The sequence below is a fragment of the Rhizobium sp. WSM409 genome (genome assembly GCF_057653825.1).
The window spans coordinates 1,390,854-1,411,117 of record NZ_CM172794.1; the positions used below are offsets into that span (position 1 = coordinate 1,390,854).

22 protein-coding genes and 3 tRNA genes are annotated in these 20,264 nt (G+C 60.6%); 20 read left to right on the forward strand and 5 right to left on the reverse strand.

Annotated features, from left to right (window positions below; translation table 11 throughout):
* Positions 1-13 precede the first annotated feature (13 nt).
* On the reverse strand, positions 14-1,000 hold the full coding sequence (locus tag AC25BC_RS06985) for an aldo/keto reductase (protein ID WP_017993617.1): 987 nt from the start codon (positions 998-1,000) through the stop codon (positions 14-16).
* 237 nt (positions 1,001-1,237) lie between these two features.
* Between AC25BC_RS06985 and AC25BC_RS06990 the strand changes: the two genes are divergently transcribed.
* The gene (locus AC25BC_RS06990; protein ID WP_245459866.1) at positions 1,238-1,639 is read left to right on the forward strand and encodes a (R)-mandelonitrile lyase; all 402 of its coding nucleotides are present in this window, start codon (positions 1,238-1,240) and stop codon (positions 1,637-1,639) included.
* A gap of 5 nt (positions 1,640-1,644) precedes the next feature.
* Here the strand turns inward: AC25BC_RS06990 and AC25BC_RS06995 are convergent, their stop codons facing one another.
* Complete coding sequence (locus AC25BC_RS06995; RefSeq protein ID WP_011651366.1) at positions 1,645-2,250, reverse strand: class I SAM-dependent methyltransferase; 606 nt, start codon at positions 2,248-2,250, stop codon at positions 1,645-1,647.
* A 168-nt stretch (positions 2,251-2,418) separates the two neighbouring features.
* Here AC25BC_RS06995 and AC25BC_RS07000 point away from each other — a divergent pair, with 168 nt between their 5' ends.
* Together AC25BC_RS07000 and AC25BC_RS07005 are read left to right on the forward strand one after the other, a co-directional pair.
* Positions 2,419-2,772 carry a hypothetical protein gene (locus AC25BC_RS07000; RefSeq protein ID WP_017993619.1) on the forward strand — a complete coding sequence of 118 codons (354 nt, stop codon included), beginning with the start codon at positions 2,419-2,421 and terminating at the stop codon, positions 2,770-2,772.
* Positions 2,773-2,902: 130 nt separating this feature from the next.
* A complete protein-coding gene (locus tag AC25BC_RS07005) occupies positions 2,903-3,451 on the forward strand; it encodes a glutathione peroxidase (protein ID WP_012756956.1) in 549 nt (182 codons plus the stop codon).
* 111 nt (positions 3,452-3,562) lie between these two features.
* On the opposite strand, the gene AC25BC_RS07010 is transcribed toward AC25BC_RS07005, so the two are convergent.
* The 3 genes from AC25BC_RS07010 to AC25BC_RS07020 form a co-directional block, all read right to left on the reverse strand.
* Entirely contained in the window at positions 3,563-3,775 is a 213-nt protein-coding gene (locus tag AC25BC_RS07010) for a hypothetical protein (RefSeq protein WP_012756957.1), read from the reverse strand.
* A gap of 317 nt (positions 3,776-4,092) precedes the next feature.
* Positions 4,093-4,491 carry a hypothetical protein gene (locus AC25BC_RS07015; protein WP_012756958.1) on the reverse strand — a complete coding sequence of 133 codons (399 nt, stop codon included), beginning with the start codon at positions 4,489-4,491 and terminating at the stop codon, positions 4,093-4,095.
* Between the two features lie 101 nt (positions 4,492-4,592).
* Positions 4,593-4,668, reverse strand: a tRNA-Val gene (locus AC25BC_RS07020).
* A 402-nt stretch (positions 4,669-5,070) separates the two neighbouring features.
* Here AC25BC_RS07020 and AC25BC_RS07025 point away from each other — a divergent pair.
* From AC25BC_RS07025 to AC25BC_RS07105, 17 genes are all read left to right on the forward strand, one after another.
* A tRNA-Asp gene (locus AC25BC_RS07025) sits at positions 5,071-5,147 on the forward strand.
* Positions 5,148-5,231: 84 nt separating this feature from the next.
* Positions 5,232-5,308, forward strand: a tRNA-Asp gene (locus AC25BC_RS07030).
* Positions 5,309-5,554: 246 nt separating this feature from the next.
* Positions 5,555-5,920: an NADH-quinone oxidoreductase subunit A gene (locus tag AC25BC_RS07035; protein WP_010055493.1), complete on the forward strand. Its 366-nt coding sequence runs from the start codon at positions 5,555-5,557 to the stop codon at positions 5,918-5,920.
* The gene (locus tag AC25BC_RS07040) at positions 5,911-6,495 is read left to right on the forward strand and encodes a NuoB/complex I 20 kDa subunit family protein (RefSeq protein WP_012756959.1); all 585 of its coding nucleotides are present in this window, start codon (positions 5,911-5,913) and stop codon (positions 6,493-6,495) included. The genes AC25BC_RS07035 and AC25BC_RS07040 overlap by 10 nt, the downstream gene beginning before the upstream one ends.
* An 18-nt stretch (positions 6,496-6,513) precedes the next feature.
* Entirely contained in the window at positions 6,514-7,116 is a 603-nt protein-coding gene (locus AC25BC_RS07045; RefSeq protein WP_003558447.1) for an NADH-quinone oxidoreductase subunit C, read from the forward strand.
* A gap of 64 nt (positions 7,117-7,180) precedes the next feature.
* Positions 7,181-8,371 carry an NADH-quinone oxidoreductase subunit D gene (locus tag AC25BC_RS07050; RefSeq protein WP_012756960.1) on the forward strand — a complete coding sequence of 397 codons (1,191 nt, stop codon included), beginning with the start codon at positions 7,181-7,183 and terminating at the stop codon, positions 8,369-8,371.
* Positions 8,371-8,643: a hypothetical protein gene (locus AC25BC_RS07055; RefSeq protein WP_012756961.1), complete on the forward strand. Its 273-nt coding sequence runs from the start codon at positions 8,371-8,373 to the stop codon at positions 8,641-8,643. The genes AC25BC_RS07050 and AC25BC_RS07055 overlap by 1 nt, the downstream gene beginning before the upstream one ends.
* Before the next feature lie 16 nt (positions 8,644-8,659).
* Positions 8,660-9,826, forward strand: a complete 1,167-nt coding sequence (locus AC25BC_RS07060; protein WP_017993620.1) for an NADH-quinone oxidoreductase subunit E — start codon at positions 8,660-8,662, stop codon at positions 9,824-9,826.
* 10 nt (positions 9,827-9,836) lie between these two features.
* Positions 9,837-11,141 (forward strand): NADH-quinone oxidoreductase subunit NuoF, encoded by a 1,305-nt coding sequence (gene nuoF, locus AC25BC_RS07065; protein WP_003547378.1) that lies wholly within the window; start codon positions 9,837-9,839, stop codon positions 11,139-11,141.
* A gap of 2 nt (positions 11,142-11,143) precedes the next feature.
* Complete coding sequence (locus AC25BC_RS07070) at positions 11,144-11,824, forward strand: 5' DNA nuclease (protein WP_128439643.1); 681 nt, start codon at positions 11,144-11,146, stop codon at positions 11,822-11,824.
* Between the two features lie 218 nt (positions 11,825-12,042).
* A complete protein-coding gene (gene nuoG / locus AC25BC_RS07075; RefSeq protein ID WP_128439644.1) occupies positions 12,043-14,124 on the forward strand; it encodes an NADH-quinone oxidoreductase subunit NuoG in 2,082 nt (693 codons plus the stop codon).
* 12 nt (positions 14,125-14,136) lie between these two features.
* On the forward strand, positions 14,137-15,180 hold the full coding sequence (nuoH, locus tag AC25BC_RS07080) for an NADH-quinone oxidoreductase subunit NuoH (protein WP_128439645.1): 1,044 nt from the start codon (positions 14,137-14,139) through the stop codon (positions 15,178-15,180).
* A 40-nt stretch (positions 15,181-15,220) separates the two neighbouring features.
* Positions 15,221-15,712, forward strand: a complete 492-nt coding sequence (gene nuoI, locus AC25BC_RS07085) for an NADH-quinone oxidoreductase subunit NuoI (RefSeq protein ID WP_003547385.1) — start codon at positions 15,221-15,223, stop codon at positions 15,710-15,712.
* A 69-nt stretch (positions 15,713-15,781) separates the two neighbouring features.
* Positions 15,782-16,396, forward strand: a complete 615-nt coding sequence (locus AC25BC_RS07090; RefSeq protein WP_003547387.1) for an NADH-quinone oxidoreductase subunit J — start codon at positions 15,782-15,784, stop codon at positions 16,394-16,396.
* 23 nt (positions 16,397-16,419) lie between these two features.
* Positions 16,420-16,728, forward strand: coding sequence for an NADH-quinone oxidoreductase subunit NuoK (gene nuoK / locus AC25BC_RS07095; protein WP_003547388.1), 309 nt, complete (start codon positions 16,420-16,422; stop codon positions 16,726-16,728).
* 7 nt (positions 16,729-16,735) lie between these two features.
* A complete protein-coding gene (gene nuoL, locus AC25BC_RS07100) occupies positions 16,736-18,736 on the forward strand; it encodes an NADH-quinone oxidoreductase subunit L (protein ID WP_012756967.1) in 2,001 nt (666 codons plus the stop codon).
* A complete protein-coding gene (locus AC25BC_RS07105) occupies positions 18,736-20,247 on the forward strand; it encodes an NADH-quinone oxidoreductase subunit M (protein ID WP_017993623.1) in 1,512 nt (503 codons plus the stop codon). Before nuoL ends, AC25BC_RS07105 begins: the two co-directional genes overlap by 1 nt.
* The last annotated feature ends 17 nt before the right edge of the window (positions 20,248-20,264 follow it).

Genomic DNA, 20,264 nt, shown 5'->3' on the forward strand with positions numbered 1-20,264 from the left:
GAGTATTGGATTCCTACCAGCGCTGATGCACATGCGGCGCGATCAGCCGCTCGTAGATCTCGCGCGTTGCGGCCATGACATCGGCCGAAAGCGGCGCAAGGTCGGCGGCGGCCGCGTTGGCCTTGGCCTGCTCGGCATTGCGGGCGCCGGGGATGACGACGGTGACGGCGTCGCTCATCAGGATCCAGCGGAGCGCGAAGGCAGCCATGGTCGCGCCCTCGGGCACCAGCTTGCGCACCTCTTCCACCGCCTGCAGGCCGACCTCGAAGGGAACGCCGGCAAAGGTCTCGCCGACATCGAAGGCTTCGCCGTTGCGGTTGAAATTGCGGTGGTCGTCGCTGGCAAAATGTGTGTCCCGGGTGATCTTGCCGGAGAGAAGACCGCTTGCGAGCGGCACACGGGCGATGATCGCCACATTCCTGCGGCGTGCTTCCTGGAAGAACAGATGGTCGGGGCGCTGGCGGAAGATGTTGTAGATGATCTGGATGCTGACGACGCCGGGATATTCGATTGCCTTCAGCCCGTCTTCGACTTTTTCGACGCTGACGCCGTAACCCTTGATCTTGCCGGCCTTCTGCAGCGCGTTCAGGCCCTCGAAGATCTCCGGCCGGTAAAGCGCGTCGCGCGGCGGGCAGTGGAGCTGCACGAGGTCGAGGCTGTCGACGGCAAGATTCGTCAGGCTGCGGTCGATAAAGCCTTCGAGATTAGCCTTTGTGTAGCCTTCGGCGACATGCGGGTTGAGGCGGCGGCCGGCCTTGGTGGCGACCATCGGCCGTTCACCGCCACGCGTCTTCAGCACGTCGGCGATGATCTTTTCCGAGCGGCCGTCGCCATAGACATCGGCCGTATCGATGAATGTCATGCCGGCATCGAGCGCGGCATTCAACGCCGCGCGTCCGTCCGCCTCGCTGATATCGCCCCAGGAGCCGCCGATCTGCCAGGCCCCGAAGCCGACATTGGTGACGGTGAAAGGCATGCGGCCAAAAGCATGGTGTTTCATGAAAAATCCTCCCTACAGCATGTCGCCCGGAAGTGTGTGGGGACAACGACATGCATAAAAACAAAGAGCCAAAGCGCGTCGGATGATTCAAGCAAGATGCGACGCACTGATGAAAGACAATGGCACTATCAGCCGGGTGACTTTGCGGCAATTGTCGATCCGGCTTTGATTGGTCGCCTCGATGAAATAACGTCGCGATATAAGGCTTCAACCGCAATGGATGGAAAAGGACAGATCATGGAGATCAAACCCGCCGGCTCTCGCCCCTCGACGAAGCCACCGGCCGATTATTTCACCGGCGCCGTTCGCCAGGATCCGCTGATGGAAACGCCGGCGCCGGCACGGGCGAGGGCGGTCTCCGTCACCTTCGAACCCGGCGCCCGCACGGGCTGGCATACGCACCCGCTCGGCCAGACGCTGATCGTGACATCAGGCAAGGGCCTCGCCCAGAGTTGGGGTGGGGACATCCGCGAGATCCGCGCCGGCGATACCGTCTGGTTCGCGCCGGGCGAAAAACACTGGCACGGTGCTGCCCCGGATACGGCGATGACGCATATCGCCATCCATGAAGCGCTGGACGGCAGCCACGTCGACTGGATGGAAAAGGTCAGCGACGAGCAATATTCCGGTAAAATTTGAGCTGATCAGAGTCGCTTCAGGCAATAGGAAAAATGCGCGTGCGATTCGACCGTCAGGAACTCGAATTGCCAGCCGTAATCCTTGCAGAACTTGGTGACCGCCTCGACGACGCCGTAGACGATCGGCTTGACCGTATTGCCGGTGCAGAAATCATGCCCGGCAATGCGCCCCGTCCGCTTCACTTTCTTTTCGCAGAGCAGCAGTTCCTGCCAGGTGAGCTCGAAGGAATGATCGGTATCGATATAGGCCCAGTCGAGGAAATCGTCCTCGAATTCGGCAAGCTTTTCGAGTGAGGTCCCTTGCATCAGGTGCAGCCGGCCGGCCTCGATCTCGGCCGCGAAATTCGTGTGGATCGAGTCGAGCCCGGAGCTGTAGCGATCCATCGACCAGGGATCGATGAGGTAGAGTTGCGCCGGGCGGTTCTTTTCCAGGATCTCCGCCGTATATTCGCCGAAGGCTGCTCCCACCTCGACGCCGATGCCGCCGTTCGGAATCCGATAGAGCAGCTCGCCGCGATCCGGCAGCAGACGGGCATTTTCCATGTGGTGGGCGCTGAGCGGGGTGCGCGGCATGCTCGCCCGGAGCGCCTGCCTTTCTTCACGTGTCTTCATCTCTGATCTCGGGATTGCGGGCGACTGACGGCGGCCCTGATGCGGTTTGACGGGAAGGTAGGAGCAGCCGGCACCGATGACAACCGCATGACAGGAATTTGCTTCTTTCGAACAAACCGCTAAGTTCCATCTGTGAACTGACGAAAAAGCCTCGGGAGGAGCGATTTCATGAAACGCATGTGGCCTGAAGAATTCAACGCCATCATCAGCGGAGCTGAGGAGGTGATGTTGGAAACACCAGCCGAGGCCGGCGAAGCGCCGCTGCAGCGCAAGGCGCTGAAGGCGCGAATCACCATGCAGGATTACGAGCGGATCTGGCCGCTCGCCGAAATGCGCTTCCGGCTTGGCGAAAGAGATGGCAAGGCCATCACGCTGATCACCACCAATCCCCATTACCACGCCTGGCACCCGAAGGACGGCGGCAGCGTCGATTCCGTGTCGGACAGCGGCCGCCATTACAAGACGGATTATCTCGTCGTGCACTTCCTGCTCGATGACGTGAAGGAAACATCCCCCGCTTGATGTTGCTCAGATCCGGTGCCGGCCACGGCACCGGTCTTCTGTTGACGCCGAGTTGATCCCGCCGCTGATGACAACGGCGGCGATATCGCTAAGTTTGGCGAACCATATCCTTACGAAATTGGAGGTTCCCGTGACGGGCAATGTGCTGGATATCCCGGTCAAGACTGTGGATGGTCGTGAGACCGCGCTCAACGAATACAAGGGCAGAGTGCTCTTGGTCGTCAATGTCGCCTCGAAATGTGGGCTGACCGTCCAATATGAGGGGTTGGAAAAACTCTATGGGGAAAAGCGCGAGCGCGGCTTTGTCATCGCTGCCTTTCCCGCCAATGACTTCAAGGGCCAGGAGCCCGGCACCGACGCCGAGATCCTCGATTTCTGCACCAGCACCTACGACGTCACCTTCCCGATCTTCTCGAAGATCTCGGTCAAGGGCGAGGCCCAGCACCCGCTTTACCGGCAACTGACCAAGTCGGGCGTGAAGACGACGGGTGACGGACCAATGCGCGAACGCTTGAAATCCCATGGGCTGACCGGCGGAGATGAGGAAGACATCCTCTGGAACTTCGAAAAATTCCTGATCGGCCGCGACGGCAAAGTCGCCGCCCGATTCGCGCCGGATGTGACGGCGGATGATTCGCGGCTGGTTTCCGCTGTGGATAAAGAACTCGCGAAGGCATGAATGGAGGGCGATGAGCACCCACCGGACAGCGGGATGCTCATCGCCCCGATCACGCTCTCACATCTCAGTCGGAGAAAACGAGAAAGCGCATCCGGCGCCGTTCCAAGATCCTCAGATCCCAAGCACGGTCACAAGCGGGGGCGTAAAGTCCTTGAAGCCCACTCTCGGCCAGTCACACCTCTTGTCGAATTTCGTCTTTGGTTCGTGGCGCTGACATTGCGGATTCGTCTTGAATGCATATCCGGGCAGGGTGACGTATGTGGCGCTTGGCGCGCCAAGGGCAATCGCGATGCACAGCATCAATGCGGAGCGCAGGGTCCTCATGGCACACCTCCAGGCGTGATGAACCTTCAAGCGCGGAGACTTTCCGGGCCGCGAATATTCCCACTTTTGCCGGCCCCTATCCATTCGCCCAATAGGAGGTGGCGCGGCGGCCGGGAGTAGTCCGTTTTGGTAGAGCGCTGGCTTTTCAGGCGGCGGGCCGCATCTGAACTTGCCGGCGTGACGCCTTGCTGCGCTGGAACGTGTTGCCGAACGCTGCCTCGAATTCGTGGTCGACAGTCTCTGCAGATGTAGGTGAACGTGTGGGAGCCAACCCTGTCGCGAGGCCTCGTAGGAGGCGACGCATAGCGATCACGATGTCACATCTGCGTCAGAGAAAATGAGAAGGCGCATCGGGCGCCGCTCATAAATGAAACGCGGTTTTGGAAAAACGAAAACGTATATTCATCGCCGCTTTGACCGCTGTCTTTGAAAGACGCGGGGAATCGGCTGATTGTGCTTAAGACGCCGCGCTGGCTGGTTTTCTTGATTTCCAGGCTGCAGGCTGAATTGTCGGCATCGACCGAAAAATTAATCGGCAGATCTGACGGCATTCTCAGGAGATAGGTCCTGGCTTCACGCGCCGGGGTTTCTCCCGAGGTCGTGATCGTCTGGTTTGCGGCAGACAGGAAAACCTCTAGCGCCGGCTCTCTGGCAATGCACGGTGGCGCAGCCACGCTGGCGAGAAGCAGCGCAGAGATGATCGCAACGGTTTTCATGAGGTGTCTCCTGACGAAACACCTTGCGCAGATCGTGACCGGATTAGCGAGCTAATTCGGGAGCCTAAGTCTGATGAACAAGCAGCAAGAAGGTTTGGAAATGGTGGGCGATGACGGACTCGAACCGCCGACATCCTCGGTGTAAACGAGGCGCTCTACCAACTGAGCTAATCGCCCATCGCAAACGAAGCCGGATCGGCCTGCCGCGTTGGTGGCCGTGATCTATGCGGATCGCGGCAAAACCGCAAGAGTGTTTGTGAAGATTTTTTGATTTTTTTGGTGGTGTCCCGCGTCTTGCAATGCCGCTCAGGTTCGGCTCGGCTGTGGAAAAGTGAGGGGAGGGTGGCGAGCATCTTCGTTTCGAAGGCGCTGCGTCTGCGCCTGAGCATCGCTGCAGAAGACGGAAGTGCCGGCTTTTGTTCGTCTGGCACCCAACCCGCCGAAACAATTCGCGAACTGTCATGGTTTTGTCTCCAAACCTGCTTGACACTAAAAGGCGAACCCCGTAGTTAGCCGCTCATCGAAACGGGCAGCCGTTTTGGAGGGGTGCTAGGGCATCCGGACTGCTTGAAATGAATTGCGGGTGTAGCTCAGTTGGTTAGAGTGCCGGCCTGTCACGCCGGAGGTCGCGGGTTCGAGCCCCGTCACTCGCGCCATTTCAAGTCTTGTAAAACGCAAATGCGATTTGTCGTTTGTCCGGTTGTCTTTATCCTCGCGGCCGCAAAATGGCCGATCAATGCGCGGGTGTAGCTCAGTCGGTTAGAGTGCCGGCCTGTCACGCCGGAGGTCGCGGGTTCGAGCCCCGTCACTCGCGCCATTTCTTCCGAAAGCCATGCAGTTTCCAATGGTCAGGCATGCAGGTTCAAACGGCTTGCACGGATTTGTCGCGACATCGTTGCATCTGCTTGATAATGTCCGCGCGACACGCGTCGAATTGCCTCTGTAAAAGTCTTGCGCCGGGGCCTCGGCTGCGCTAACCACGGCTTGTTGCAACGCACGTTCGCTTGCCGGGCATTTGCCCAAATGCGCCGCCTGGCGTCACCGGCAAGCAGGGATGAACATGATGACTGAACTGCTCAGTTCTTATATTCCGATCGCTATCTTCATTGCTATTGCGCTCGTCATCGGCCTGGCGCTGCTCATCGCGCCGTTCGCCGTGGCTTTCAAAGCGCCTGATTCGGAAAAGCTCTCGGCTTACGAATGCGGCTTCAACGCTTTCGATGACGCCCGCATGAAGTTCGACATCCGCTTTTACCTCGTGTCGATTCTCTTCATCATCTTCGATCTCGAAGTCGCCTTCCTCTTTCCCTGGGCCGTGTCTTTCGGTGCCATCGGCTGGTTCGGCTTCTGGTCAATGATGGTCTTCCTTCTCGTGCTGACCATCGGCTTTATCTATGAATGGAAGAAGGGAGCCCTGGAATGGGAGTAGCCCCTGTGAGCAATCAGCCGCTCGTCGCCCAGCAGCCGAAGGGGATCATCGATCCCTCGACCGGCAAGCCGGTCGGCAGCAACGACCCATTTTTCGGTGAGATCAACAACGAGCTCGCCGACAAGGGTTTTCTCGTCACCTCGACCGACGAACTGATCAACTGGGCCCGCACCGGCTCGCTGATGTGGATGACCTTCGGGCTTGCCTGCTGCGCCGTCGAAATGATGCAGCTGTCCATGCCGCGTTATGACGTCGAGCGCTTCGGTTTTGCGCCGCGCGCCTCGCCGCGCCAGTCCGACGTGATGATCGTCGCCGGCACGCTGACCAACAAGATGGCGCCGGCGCTGCGCAAGGTCTACGACCAGATGCCCGAGCCGCGTTATGTCATCTCGATGGGCTCCTGCGCCAATGGCGGCGGCTATTATCACTATTCCTATTCGGTGGTGCGCGGCTGTGACCGCATCGTGCCGATCGACATCTACGTGCCGGGCTGTCCCCCCACGGCAGAGGCGCTGCTTTACGGCGTGCTTCTGCTGCAGAAGAAGATCCGTCGTACCGGCACGATCGAACGCTAAGGGTTAAGGACAAGGCATATGAGTGAAGCCCTGACTGAGCTTGCGTCCTACCTTGGCGAAGCGCGCGGCAACCTGATCGCCGCATCGCAGATGAAGTATGGCGAACTGACGCTGACGACGACGGGTGAAAACCTGGTCGCACTTCTGACCTTCCTGCGCGACGACGCCAAATGCGGTTTCGTCAACCTGATCGATATTTGCGGCGTCGACTGGCCGCAGCGCGAGCTGCGTTTCGATGTCGTCTACCACCTGCTGTCGCCGAAGAAGAACCTGCGTATCCGCGTCAAGGTCGCAACGGATGAAGATACGCCGGTCCCGTCGGCCTGCCCCGTCTATCCGGGCGCCGACTGGTTCGAGCGCGAGACCTGGGACATGTACGGCGTGCTCTTCACCGGCCATCCGGACCTGCGTCGCATCCTGACCGACTACGGCTTCGAAGGTCATCCGCTGCGCAAGGATTTCCCGACCACCGGCTTCGTTGAAGTGCGCTACGACGACGCGGCAAAGCGCGTCGTCTACGAGCCGGTCGAGCTGAAGCAGGAATTCCGCAACTTCGACTTTATGTCGCCATGGGAAGGCACGGAGTATGTGCTGCCGGGCGACGAAAAAGCGAAGCAATAATTCAAGGTGGTTGGTGGGCTTAGCCCGCCATTCACTAGTTATCTGAGAACGCGAGCCCATCGCCATGACAGAACATAACGTCCGCAACTTCAATATCAATTTCGGACCGCAGCATCCGGCGGCGCACGGCGTTCTTCGTCTTGTCCTGGAGCTTGACGGCGAAATTGTGGAGCGTGTCGATCCGCATATCGGCCTTTTGCATCGCGGCACCGAGAAGCTGATCGAGACCAAGACCTATCTTCAGGCCGTGCCCTATTTCGATCGCCTCGACTACGTCGCACCGATGAACCAGGAACATGCCTATGCGATGGCCGTCGAAAAGCTGCTCGGCATCGAGATCCCGATTCGCGGCCAGCTGATCCGCGTTCTCTATTCGGAAATCGGCCGCATCCTGTCGCACCTTCTGAACGTCACGACGCAGGCCATGGACGTCGGCGCGCTGACGCCGCCGCTCTGGGGCTTCGAAGAGCGTGAAAAGCTGATGGTGTTCTACGAGCGCGCCAGCGGCTCGCGCATGCATGCCGCTTATATCCGTCCGGGCGGCGTCCACCAGGATCTGCCCGAACAGCTCGTGCAGGATATCGGCGCCTGGTGCGATCCGTTCCTGAAGGCGCTCGATGACATCGACAACCTGTTGACCGGCAACCGCATCTTCAAGCAGCGCAACGTCGATATCGGCGTCGTCTCGCTGGAGGAATGCTGGGCTTGGGGCTTCTCCGGCGTCATGGTGCGCGGTTCGGGTGCGGCCTGGGATCTGCGTCGCGCCCAGCCCTATGAATGTTATTCCGATCTCGAATTCGATATCCCGATCGGCAAGAATGGCGACAACTACGACCGTTATCTGATCCGCATGATCGAGATGCGCGAATCGGTCCGCATCATGAAGCAATGCGTCAACCGCCTGCTCTCGGATGCCAGGACCGGTCCTTTCTCGTCGATCGACGGCAAGGTCGTGCCGCCGAAGCGCGGCGAGATGAAGCGCTCGATGGAAGCGCTGATCCACCACTTCAAGCTCTATACCGAAGGCTACCATGTGCCGGCCGGCGAGGTTTACGCCGCCGTCGAGGCGCCGAAGGGCGAATTCGGTGTCTATCTCGTCTCCGACGGCACCAACAAGCCCTATCGCTGCAAGATCCGCGCGCCCGGTTATGCCCATCTGCAGGCGATGGACTTCATGTGCCGCGGCCACCAGCTTGCCGACGTCGCGGCCGTCCTCGGCTCGCTCGACATCGTCTTCGGCGAGGTGGATCGCTGATGCAGCTTCTGCCGCTGGCCGTCGTTATCCTTCTTTCGGCATCCGGGGTTTCGGCTCAGGAATCCGATAGCCTCGGCACGCCGCTCGGCCATAAGGAAGAGACGCCGCCGGCGCAGCAATCGTCCATGGGTGAGCTTTTGTCCAAGGGCTATCAGATCAAGGCTGCCATTCCGAACGGCAGCAAATTCGTAGTGTTTATGCAAAAAGACCAGTCGGCCTATGCCTGCGAAATGCAGTCTTTGACCGCTTCGCGGTGTGGAACCTTAAACTGACAAGGCGTGAGAAAGAATGTCCGTTCGTCGATTAGCCGAAGATCAATTTCAGCCTGCCGCATTCGCCTTCAGCGATGAGAATGCGGTCTGGGCGGACAAGACGATCCAGAAATACCCCGCCGGCCGCCAGCAATCGGCGGTCATTCCGCTGTTGATGCGGGCGCAGGAGCAGGACGGCTGGGTCACGCGCGCGGCGATCGAAAAGATCGCCGACATGCTTGATATGGCCTATATCCGCGTGCTCGAGGTCGCGACCTTCTATACGCAGTTCCAGCTGCATCCGGTTGGTACCCGCGCCCATGTCCAGGTCTGCGGTACGACGCCCTGCATGCTGCGCGGCTCGGAAGCGCTGATGTCGGTCTGCAAGAGCAAGATCCATGCCCATGCCTTCGAGCGCAATGCCGAAGGCACGCTATCCTGGGAAGAGGTCGAATGTCTCGGGGCCTGCGTCAACGCCCCGATGGTGATGATCGGCAAGGACACCTATGAAGACCTGACGCCCGCGCGTCTCGAAGAGATCATCGACGTCTTTGCCGCCGGCAATGGCGCCAGCATCAAGCCCGGCACCCAGATCGACCGGGTGTTTTCGGCGCCCGAAGGCGGCCTGACCTCGCTGACGACGGAAGAGCCGAAGGCAAGGACGCGTGCCAAGAAGGCCGATGCCGAAACCGTATCGGCTCCAGTCGACGCCGCGCCGGTTCCTCCCTCCGAGGCCGCCCGCCCGAAGAGCACCGATGCCGAGACCAATGCTGCCCTGAAGACTCCGGCGACGGCGCCGAAGGCGGCTGCGAAAAACGCAAAGGCAGCCGAGCAGCAGCCGATATCAGGCACGGCGGCTGCCGAACCGGCGCCGAAAGCTGCCGTCAAGGCTGAAGCCGCCTCGGCGGAAAAGCCTGCTCTGACCGACAAGAATCGGCCGGCCGGCATCGAAAAGCCCGCCGCACCTGATGATCTGAAGATGATCTCGGGTGTCGGCCCGAAGATCGAGGCGACGTTGAACGAAATCGGCATCTTCACCTTCGCGCAGGTCGCAGGCTGGAAGAAGGCCGAACGCGAATGGGTCGATGGCTATTTGAATTTCCGCGGCCGCATCGAACGCGATGACTGGGTCAAGCAGGCCAAGGCGCTCGCCAAGGGCGGGGAAGCGGAATATATCAAGGTCTTCGGCAAGAAGCCGCGGTAAGAGGTGAAGCATGTTACAAGATAAAGACCGCATCTTTACCAACATCTACGGCCTCAAGGACAAATCCCTGAAGGGCGCGATGAGTCGCGGCCACTGGGACGGCACCAAGCAGATCCTCGAAAAGGGCCGCGACTGGATCATCAATGAGATGAAGGCGTCAGGCCTTCGCGGTCGTGGTGGCGCCGGTTTCCCGACCGGCCTCAAATGGTCCTTCATGCCGAAGGAAAGCGACGGCCGGCCGCATTATCTCGTCGTCAACGCCGACGAATCCGAGCCTGGCACCTGCAAAGACCGCGACATCATGCGCCACGATCCGCATACGCTGATCGAAGGCTGCGTCATCGCGAGTTTCGCGATGGGCGCCAATGCGGCTTACATCTACGTGCGCGGCGAATATATCCGCGAGCGCGAAGCGCTGCAGGCGGCGATCGACGAATGCTATGATTATGGCCTGCTCGGCAAGAACAACAAGCTCGGCTGGGACATGGATATCTTCGTCCATCACGGCGCCGGCGCCTATATTTGCGGCGAGGAAACCGCGCTGCTCGAAAGCCTTGAAGGCAAGAAGGGCCAGCCGCGTCTGAAGCCGCCGTTCCCGGCCAATATGGGCCTCTACGGCTGCCCGACGACGGTCAACAACGTCGAATCGATCGCTGTTGCGCCGACCATCCTGCGCCGCGGCGCCGGCTGGTTCTCGGCCATCGGCCGTCCGAACAATGTCGGCACCAAGCTGTTCATGCTCTCCGGCCACGTCAACAAGCCGTGCACGGTTGAAGAGGAAATGGGCATCACCTTCCGCGAACTGGTCGACCGCCATGCCGGCGGCATTCGCGGCGGCTGGGACAACCTGCTTGCCGTCATTCCAGGCGGGGCATCCTGCCCGATCGTTCCGGCCAAGGACATCATCGATTGCCCGATGGATTTCGACGGCCTGCGCGGCGTCGGCTCTTCCTTCGGTACGGCCGCCGCGATAGTCATGGACAAGTCCACCGACGTCATCAAGGCGATCGCCCGTATCTCCGCCTTCTTCAAGCATGAGAGCTGCGGCCAGTGCACGCCCTGCCGCGAAGGCACGGGCTGGATGTGGCGTGTGATGGAGCGCATGGCCAAGGGCAATGCCCAGAAGCGCGAAATCGACATGCTGTTCCAGGTGACGAAGCAGATCGAAGGCCACACCATTTGTGCGCTCGGCGATGCCGCGGCATGGCCGGTGCAGGGTCTGATCCGTAACTTCCGTCCCGAGATCGAAAAGCGCATCGACCAGTATACGGCGAGCGCGCTTGATCACGGTGCGGTTCTGGAGGCGGCTGAATAATCATGGCGGACAACGCATCCAAGAGTGGGAAGAAGGAAGAAGTCGCCGATTTCGCGGCCGGTTTCGGCCGTCTAGCCGCCGAGATGCTGGAAAATGCACGGGCGATGCCGGTGCATCCGCTGATGGCGCAGCCCGCGGCAGCCTTTGCCGCCGCAACGGCGATCGGCTTTGGTTTCTCGACCCAAATGGCCGGCGCTTTCTTCGGTGCCTGGCAGAGCGCCCTGGAAACGACCGGCAAGGTCGCCGCCGCCCTCGATGACACGCCGCCGGACGAACTGAAGCCCGATGTCGATATCCGGCCGGAGAATATTCGCTCGGAGGTCAAGGCTTTCACCAAGCCGCCGGCCGACAAGAAGGCAAGGCCGACATTGACTGTCGTCAAGCCGGTCAGCGAGTCGATCCCACCCAGCCAAACGAAGGCCAGCCAGCCAAAGCCGGCGGTGAAGGCAAAACCGGTTGCGCGGGGGAAGGCCGACGATCTCAAGCTGATTGCCGGCATCGGCCCGAAGCTGGAGCAGGTGCTGAACGCCAAGGGCGTTCGCAGCTTTGCCGAGATCGCTGCCTGGACCGACGAGGAAATCGCCGGGTTCGACGCTGAACTCGGCTTCAACGGCCGCATCGGCCGTGACGACTGGACCGGCCAGGCGAAAGTTCTGGCGGGGCGGAGCCGCAGAAAGAAATGAACTATCCGGCCGTGTCGATCGGCCGGAAAGATGGGCAGGTCGGCGGACGGGCGGGGGCCTGAAGATGCCGGTGCGGGTTCCGGATCTGGAATGCGCGACAGAGAATTTGGGCGACATCAGATGTCGGCAGGACGAAAGATCCGGCTTGGCAATGAGAGTGTTGCAAAAATAGGTTTGTTTGCCGTCATCAGGCAAACGGGAAACAGGACTGAGCGACGATGGCAAAACTGAGGATTGACGGCAACGAGATCGAAGTTCCGGATCATTTCACGCTATTGCAGGCGTGCGAGGATGCCGGTGCCGAGGTTCCGCGCTTCTGCTTCCATGAGCGCCTGTCGGTTGCCGGCAATTGCCGCATGTGCCTTGTCGAGGTGAAGGGCGGCCCGCCGAAGCCGCAGGCTTCCTGCGCCATGAGCGTGCGCGACATCCGCGGCGGCCCGAACGGCGAACTGCCTGAGGTTTTCACCAACACCCCGATGGTCAAGAAGGCCCGCGAAGGTGTGATGGAATTCCTGCTGATCAACCATCCGCTCGATTGCCCGATCTGCGACCAGGGCGGCGAATGCGACCTGCAGGACCAGGCGATGGCCTTCGGCATAGACACCTCGCGCTATCAGGAAGACAAGCGCGCCGTCGAGGACAAGTATATCGGCCCGCTCGTCAAGACGGTGATGAACCGCTGCATCCACTGCACGCGCTGCGTCCGCTTCACCACCGAGGTCGCCGGCATTTCCGAACTCGGCCTGATCGGCCGCGGCGAGGATGCCGAGATCACCACCTATCTCGAACAGGCGATGACCTCCGAGCTGCAGGGCAACGTCGTCGACCTTTGCCCGGTTGGCGCACTCACCTCGAAGCCCTTCGCCTTCACCGCGCGCCCGTGGGAATTGAACAAGACCGAATCGATCGACGTCATGGACGCCGTCGGTTCGGCAATCCGCGTCGACACTCGCGGCCGTGAGGTCATGCGCATCCTGCCGCGCGTCAATGAAGCGATCAACGAGGAGTGGATCTCCGATAAGAGCCGCTTCATCTGGGACGGCCTTAAGACCCAGCGCCTCGACCGGCCCTATGTTCGCCGCGACGGCCGCCTGCAGCCCGCCACCTGGGCCGAAGCCTTCGGCGCAATCAAGGCCGCCGTCGGCGCCACCTCGGGCGACAAGATCGGCGCGATATCAGGCGACCTCGCTTCCGTCGAGGAAATGTATGCGCTCTCCGAACTGGTGAAGTCGCTGGGGTCGGTCAATCTCGACTGTCGCCAGGATGGGGCGGCACTCGATCCGTCGCTCGGCCGTTCTAGCTACCTGTTCAACCCGACGATCTCGGGCATCGACCAGGCCGACGCGCTGTTGATCATCGGCGCCAATCCGCGCTTCGAGGCAGCCATCCTCAACGCCCGCATCCGCAAGCGCTGGCGCCGCGGCAAGTTCCCGATCGGCGTCATCGGCGAGCGTGCTGAACTGCGCTACAGCTATGATTACCTCGGCGGCGGTCCCGACACGCTGAAGGATCTGGTCGACGGTACCCACGCCTTCGCGGACGTGCTGAAGAATGCCGCCAAGCCGATGATCATCATCGGCCAGGGTGCGCTGGCGCGCACCGACGGCGCCGGCGTTCTCGCCAGTGCTGCCAAGCTCGCCGGCTCGGTCGGCGCGATCGCCGAAGGCTGGAACGGCTTTGCCGTCCTCCATACCGCTGCCTCGCGCGTCGGCGGTCTCGACCTCGGCTTCGTGCCGGGCGCCAAGGGCGTCAATGCCGCCGAGATGCTGACGGCGATGGACGTGCTCTTCCTGCTCGGTGCCGACGAACTCGACTTCACCGCCAAGAAGGCCAAGCTCACCGTCTATATCGGCTCGCATGGCGACAACGGCGCGCACCATGCCGACGTCATCCTGCCGGCCGCAGCCTATACCGAAAAGTCCGGCACCTGGGTCAACACCGAAGGCCGCGTCCAGATGGGCAATCGCGCAGGTTTTGCGCCGGGTGACGCCCGCGAGGACTGGGCGATCATCCGTGCCCTTTCCGACGTGCTCGGCAAGAAGCTTCCCTTCGATTCGCTCAGCGAATTGCGTGTCCGGCTCTATGCCGCTTTCCCGCATTTCGCCGCCATCGACGAGATCGCCGAAACCGATAGCGCCCAAATTGCCGCAGTTGCGAAAAAAGCCGGCAAGATGAACAAATCCGGGTTTGCGTCGCCGGTGAAAGACTTCTATTTGACGAACCCGATAGCGCGTGCCTCGGCTGTCATGGCGGAGTGCTCGGCATTGGCCCGCAACAACTTCAAAGTCGCGGCAGAGTAAGGGCAGGGGACTATGGATTCTTTCTTTTCGACCTATGTCTGGCCGGCGATCATCATGATCGGTCAGTCGCTGCTGCTTCTCGTCTGCCTGCTCGTCTTCATCGCCTATGTACTGCTCGCCGACCGCAAGATCTGGGCGGCCGTGCAACTGCGCCGCGGTCCTAATGTCGTCGGTCCCTTCGGCCTGTTCCAGTCCTTCGCCGACCTTTTGAAGTTCGTCTTCAAGGAGCCGGTCATTCCAGCCGGCGCCAACAAGGCGGTCTTCCTGCTTGCCCCGCTGGTGACGGTGCTTCTGGCGCTGTCGACCTGGGCGGTGGTGCCGCTGGCCAACGGATGGGTGATCGCCAACATCAATGTCGGCATCCTCTATATTTTCGCGATCTCCTCGCTCGAGGTTTACGGCATCATCATGGGCGGCTGGGCTTCGAACTCGAAGTATCCGTTCCTCGGCGCGCTGCGCTCGGCGGCGCAGATGGTGTCCTATGAAGTCTCGATCGGCTTCGTCATCGTCACCGTGCTTCTCTGCGTCGGCTCGCTGAACCTGACCGATATCGTCAATGCGCAGCATACCGGCCTCGGCACCATGCTCGGCCTGCCGGCGTCGTTCCTCGACTGGCACTGGCTGTCGCTCTTCCCGATGTTCATCATCTTCTTCATTTCGGCGCTCGCCGAAACGAACCGCCCGCCCTTCGACCTCCCGGAAGCCGAATCGGAACTCGTCGCCGGCTTCATGGTCGAATACGGCTCCTCGCCATACATGATGTTCATGCTCGGCGAATATGCGGCCGTCTGCCTGATGTGCGCGCTGACGACGATCCTCTTCCTCGGCGGCTGGCTGCCTCCGGTCGATATCTGGATCCTCAACTGGGTCCCAGGCATCATCTGGTTCACGCTGAAGGCCTGCCTGGTGTTCTTCATGTTCGCGATGGTCAAGGCCTTCGTTCCGCGCTACCGCTACGATCAGCTCATGCGCCTCGGCTGGAAAGTATTCCTGCCGCTGTCGCTCGCCATGGTCGTCATCGTTGCATTCGTGCTGAAACTGATGGGTTGGGCATGATCATGCCCACTCTCGTTTCCGGCAAAATTGGAGGTTGAAGATGGCAAGCTTGTCCGGCTCCATCAGCTCGCTGTTTCTCAAGGAATTCGTCGGCGCGTTCTTTCTGTCGATGCGCTATTTCTTCCGCCAGAAGGCGACGATCAACTATCCCTTCGAAAAGGGTCCGGTTTCCCCGCGTTTCCGCGGCGAGCATGCGTTGCGCCGTTATCCGAACGGCGAAGAACGCTGCATCGCCTGCAAGCTCTGCGAGGCGATCTGTCCTGCCCAGGCGATCACCATCGAGGCCGGTCCGCGCCGCAATGATGGCACGCGCCGCACGGTGCGCTACGACATCGACATGGTGAAGTGCATCTATTGCGGCTTCTGCCAGGAAGCCTGCCCGGTCGACGCGATCGTCGAAGGCCCGAATTTCGAATTTGCGACGGAAACCCGCGAAGAGCTCTACTTCGACAAGGCGCGGCTTCTGGACAACGGAGACCGGTGGGAGCGCGAAATCGCTCGCAACATCGCGATCGACTCGCCGTACCGCTGATTGAGATTTTGAAATGCCGCGGTGGAGCGCAGTTGCTCCTGTCGCGGGGAAGATGAAAAAGGCACCAACATGGGTCTGCAGGCTCTATTTTTCTATCTTTTCGCCTTTGTCGCGGTGGCGTCGGCGTTCATGGTTATCTGGGCGAAGAACCCGGTTCACTCGGTTCTGTTCCTGATCCTGGTGTTCTTCAATGCGGCTGGCCTCTTCCTGCTGCTCGGTGCCGAATTCCTGGCGATGATCCTGCTTGTCGTCTATGTCGGCGCCGTCGCCGTCCTCTTCCTCTTCGTGGTGATGATGCTCGATATCGACTTCACCGAACTGAGGGCCGGCGTTCTCGAATATGCGCCGATCGGCGGGCTGATCGGGGTGATCCTCGCAGCCGAGCTGATCGTCGTCATCGGCGGCAGCGTCATCTCGCCTGAGATCGCCAAATCAGTCGCCATGCCGATCCCGGCGCTAAGCGAGCGCACCAATACGGCCGCCCTCGGCGACGTGCTCTACACTAACTACGTCTATTTCTTCCAGATCGCCGGTCTGGTGCTTCTGGTCGCCATGATCGGTGCGATCGTGCTGACGTTGAGACACCGCACCAACATCAAGCGGCAGAATATCCCCAGGCAGGTTGCCCGCACGCCCGCCACCGCCGTCGAGGTGGTTTCGGTCAAGCCCGGGCAGGGCGTCTAAAGGCAGGTCAAGGAACAAAGAACATGGTCATCGGACTTTCCCACTACCTGACGGTCAGCGCCATCCTCTTCACGCTCGGCGTCTTCGGCATCTTCCTGAACCGGAAGAACGTCATCGTCATCCTGATGTCGATCGAACTGATCCTGCTCGCCGTCAACATCAACATGGTCGCCTTCTCCTCCTTCCTGAACGACATCGTCGGCCAGGTCTTCGCGCTGTTCATCCTGACGGTCGCGGCTGCCGAAGCGGCGATCGGTCTTGCAATTCTCGTTGTCTTCTACCGCAACCGCGGCTCGATCGCGGTCGAAGACGTCAATATGATGAAGGGCTGAGTGGCTCATGTTCCTCTATAAGGCTATCGTCTTTCTTCCCTTGATCGGTGCGATCGTCGCCGGCCTTTTCGGCCGCGCCATCGGCGCCAAGGCTTCGGAATATGTCACCAGCGGCCTGATGATCATCGCCGCCATCCTGTCTTGGGTCGTCTTCTTCACCGTCGGCATGGGTCATGCCGAAGGCGGCCCGATCAAGGTCGAGGTGCTGCGCTGGATCCAGTCCGGCGGCATCGACGTCTCGTGGTCGCTGCGTGTGGATACGCTGACCTCCGTCATGCTGATCGTCGTCAACACGGTCTCGACGCTGGTGCATGTCTATTCGATCGGCTACATGCATACCGATCCGCATCGCCCGCGCTTCTTCGCCTATCTCTCGCTCTTCACCTTCGCCATGCTGATGCTGGTGACCGCTGACAACCTTGCCCAGATGTTCTTCGGCTGGGAAGGCGTCGGTCTCGCCTCCTATCTGCTGATCGGCTTCTGGTTCAAGAAGCCGTCGGCGACGGCCGCGGCGATGAAGGCCTTCATCGTCAACCGCGTCGGCGACTTCGGCTTCGTGCTCGGCATTGCCGGCGTCTTCGTGCTGTTCGGCTCGATCAACCTCGACACGATCTTCGCCAATGCCTCGAACTTCGCCCCGCATGAAGGCGGCGGCGAAGCGGGCGAGGTGATCCTCAATCTCTTCGGCATGCAGCTCGACAAGGCGCATGCGCTGACCGGCATCTGCCTGCTGCTCTTCATGGGCGCGATGGGCAAGTCGGCGCAGTTCCTGCTGCACACCTGGCTGCCTGACGCCATGGAAGGCCCGACCCCGGTCTCGGCCCTCATCCATGCCGCCACCATGGTCACCGCCGGCGTCTTCCTCGTCGCCCGCATGTCGCCGCTCTTCGAACTGTCGCCGGATGCGCTGGTTGTCGTCACCGTGATCGGCGCGATCACCGCCTTCTTCGCGGCAACCGTCGGCCTGGTGCAGAACGACATCAAGCGCGTCATCGCCTATTCCACCTGCTCGCAGCTCGGCTACATGTTCGTAGCGCTCGGGGTAGGGGCCTATGGCGCGGCGATCTTCCATCTTTTCACGCACGCCTTCTTCAAGGCGCTGCTCTTCCTCTGCGCCGGCTCGGTCATCCATGCCGTCGATGGTGAGCAGGACATGCGCTACATGGGCGGCCTGCGGCCGCACATCAAGGTGACGTTCTGGATGATGATCATCGGCACGCTGGCGATCACCGGCGTCGGCATTCCCTTCACGCCGATCGGCTTCGCTGGCTTCTTCTCCAAGGACGTGATCATCGAGGCGACCTATGCATCGCATTCGCCGGTCTCGGGCTTTGCCTTCTCACTGCTGGTCATCGCGGCTCTGTTCACCAGCTTCTATTCCTGGCGCCTGATCTTCATGACCTTCTTCGGCAAGCCACGCGCCTCGCACGAGGTGATGCACCACGTGCATGAGTCGCCGCAGGTCATGCTTGTGCCGCTCTATCTGCTGGCGATCGGCGCAGTGCTTGCTGGCGTGATCTTTGAAGGCCGGTTCTACGGCGAGGAATATGCCGAGTTCTGGAAGGGGGCGCTCTTTACCGGCGCCGAGAACGAACTGGTCGAAGAGTTCCACCATGTTCCGGCGCTCGTGGCTTTGAGCCCGTTCATCGCCATGGTGCTCGGTTTCGTCACCGCCTGGTACATGTATATCCGCTCGCCGCAGACGCCGCGCATCCTGGCGCAGCAGCACCGCGTGCTCTACCAGTTCCTGTTGAATAAGTGGTATTTCGACGAACTCTACGACTTCCTCTTCGTCCGCTCCGCCAAGGCGCTCGGCCGCTTCCTGTGGAAGAAAGGTGATGTCGGAGTCATCGATACCTACGGCCCGAACGGCGTCGCCGCTCGCGTCGTCGCCGTCACTGATCGCGTGGTCCGCCTGCAGACCGGTTACCTCTATCACTACGCCTTCGCCATGCTGATCGGCATTGCGGCGCTCGTTACCTGGATGATGCTCGGGAGTTCCTTCTGATGACCGATTGGCCTATTCTTTCAACGGTCACCTTCCTGCCGCTCGTCGGCGTGGTGCTCCTGCTATTGATGAATGGCGAGAGCGAAACCGGCCGGAAGAACGTGCTGTGGATCTCGCTGATCACTACCGTCTTCACCTTCGTCGTCTCGCTCTTCATCTGGATCGGCTTCGACAATGCTAATCCGGGCTTCCAGATGCTCGAGAAGCATGACTGGCTCGGCACCGGCATTGGCTACCACCTCGGCGTCGACGGCATCTCGATGCTGTTCGTCATCCTGTCGACCTTCCTCATGCCCTTCTGTGTGCTGGCGAGCTGGCTCTCGATCGAGAAGCGCCTGAAGGAATACATGATCGCCTTCCTCATCCTCGAAACGATGATGATCGGCGTCTTCGTTTCGCTCGATATCGTGCTCTTCTACGTCTTCTTCGAGGCGGGCCTCATTCCGATGTTCCTGATCATCGGCGTCTGGGGCGGCAAGGACCGCGTCTATGCGAGCTACAAGTTCTTCCTCTATACGCTGCTCGGCTCGGTGCTGATGCTGCTCGCCATCATGGCGATGTACTGGCAGGCCGGCACGACCGATATCACCGCGCTGCTCGCCTACAAGTTCCCGCCGGCGCTGCAGACCTGGTTATGGCTTGCCTTCTTCGCCTCCTTCGCGGTGAAGATGCCGATGTGGCCGGTCCATACCTGGCTTCCCGATGCCCACGTTCAGGCGCCGACGGCTGGCTCGGTAATCCTGGCCGGTGTGCTGCTGAAGCTCGGCGGCTACGGTCTCATCCGCTTCTCGCTCGGAATGTTCCCGGTGGCGTCCGATTATTTCGCGCCACTGGTTTTCGCACTGTCTGTGATCGCCATCATCTACACCTCTCTGGTGGCGATGATGCAGGACGATATCAAAAAGCTGATCGCCTATTCCTCGGTGGCGCACATGGGCTATGTGACCATGGGCATCTTTGCCGCCAACATGCAGGGTGTTCAGGGGTCGATCTTCCAGATGCTCTCGCACGGCATCGTCTCCGGCGCGCTCTTCCTCTGCGTCGGCGTCGTCTACGATCGCACCCATACCCGCGAGATCAACGCCTATGGCGGCCTCGTCAACAACATGCCGAAATATGCCGTGGCGATGATGGTCTTCACCATGGCCAATGTCGGGCTTCCCGGCACGTCGGGCTTCGTCGGCGAATTCCTGACGCTGATCGGTGTCTTCCGCGTCAACACCTGGGTAGCGCTCTTTGCCGCCACCGGCGTCATCCTCTCGGCTGCCTACGCGCTCTGGCTTTATCGCCGGGTGATCTTCGGCGCGCTGGAGAAGGAAAAGCTGAAGGCGCTGCTCGATCTTTCTCCACGCGAGCAGCTGATCCTTTACCCTCTGGTCGCGCTGACCATCTTCTTCGGCGTTTATCCGGCTCCGGTCTTCGATGCGACGGCCGCCTCGGTGGATCTGCTGGTCAACAACTACACGGCCGCCGTGCACGCAGCGCAGAATGTTGCGCTGTCTATGAAATGATGACGGGACTTATTGGA

Excerpts from the sequence above, each read along its gene's own strand:
- AC25BC_RS07055 (WP_012756961.1), top strand. The coding sequence starts at position 8,371 with ATGCAGCTTCTGCCGCTGGCCGTCGTTATCCTTCTTTCGGCATCCGGG.
- AC25BC_RS07000 (WP_017993619.1), top strand. The coding sequence starts at position 2,419 with ATGAAACGCATGTGGCCTGAAGAATTCAACGCCATCATCAGCGGAGCT.
- nuoK (WP_003547388.1), top strand. The coding sequence starts at position 16,420 with ATGGTCATCGGACTTTCCCACTACCTGACGGTCAGCGCCATCCTCTTC.
- AC25BC_RS07060 (WP_017993620.1), top strand. The coding sequence starts at position 8,660 with ATGTCCGTTCGTCGATTAGCCGAAGATCAATTTCAGCCTGCCGCATTC.
- AC25BC_RS07015 (WP_012756958.1), bottom strand. The coding sequence starts at position 4,491 with ATGAAAACCGTTGCGATCATCTCTGCGCTGCTTCTCGCCAGCGTGGCT.
- AC25BC_RS06990 (WP_245459866.1), top strand. The coding sequence starts at position 1,238 with ATGGAGATCAAACCCGCCGGCTCTCGCCCCTCGACGAAGCCACCGGCC.
- AC25BC_RS07050 (WP_012756960.1), top strand. The coding sequence starts at position 7,181 with ATGACAGAACATAACGTCCGCAACTTCAATATCAATTTCGGACCGCAG.
- nuoF (WP_003547378.1), top strand. The coding sequence starts at position 9,837 with ATGTTACAAGATAAAGACCGCATCTTTACCAACATCTACGGCCTCAAG.
- AC25BC_RS07040 (WP_012756959.1), top strand. The coding sequence starts at position 5,911 with ATGGGAGTAGCCCCTGTGAGCAATCAGCCGCTCGTCGCCCAGCAGCCG.
- AC25BC_RS07035 (WP_010055493.1), top strand. The coding sequence starts at position 5,555 with ATGACTGAACTGCTCAGTTCTTATATTCCGATCGCTATCTTCATTGCT.
- AC25BC_RS07010 (WP_012756957.1), bottom strand. The coding sequence starts at position 3,775 with ATGAGGACCCTGCGCTCCGCATTGATGCTGTGCATCGCGATTGCCCTT.
- AC25BC_RS07070 (WP_128439643.1), top strand. The coding sequence starts at position 11,144 with ATGGCGGACAACGCATCCAAGAGTGGGAAGAAGGAAGAAGTCGCCGAT.
- AC25BC_RS07090 (WP_003547387.1), top strand. The coding sequence starts at position 15,782 with ATGGGTCTGCAGGCTCTATTTTTCTATCTTTTCGCCTTTGTCGCGGTG.
- nuoL (WP_012756967.1), top strand. The coding sequence starts at position 16,736 with ATGTTCCTCTATAAGGCTATCGTCTTTCTTCCCTTGATCGGTGCGATC.
- nuoG (WP_128439644.1), top strand. The coding sequence starts at position 12,043 with ATGGCAAAACTGAGGATTGACGGCAACGAGATCGAAGTTCCGGATCAT.
- AC25BC_RS06985 (WP_017993617.1), bottom strand. The coding sequence starts at position 1,000 with ATGAAACACCATGCTTTTGGCCGCATGCCTTTCACCGTCACCAATGTC.
- nuoI (WP_003547385.1), top strand. The coding sequence starts at position 15,221 with ATGGCAAGCTTGTCCGGCTCCATCAGCTCGCTGTTTCTCAAGGAATTC.
- AC25BC_RS07045 (WP_003558447.1), top strand. The coding sequence starts at position 6,514 with ATGAGTGAAGCCCTGACTGAGCTTGCGTCCTACCTTGGCGAAGCGCGC.
- AC25BC_RS06995 (WP_011651366.1), bottom strand. The coding sequence starts at position 2,250 with ATGAAGACACGTGAAGAAAGGCAGGCGCTCCGGGCGAGCATGCCGCGC.
- nuoH (WP_128439645.1), top strand. The coding sequence starts at position 14,137 with ATGGATTCTTTCTTTTCGACCTATGTCTGGCCGGCGATCATCATGATC.
- AC25BC_RS07105 (WP_017993623.1), top strand. The coding sequence starts at position 18,736 with ATGACCGATTGGCCTATTCTTTCAACGGTCACCTTCCTGCCGCTCGTC.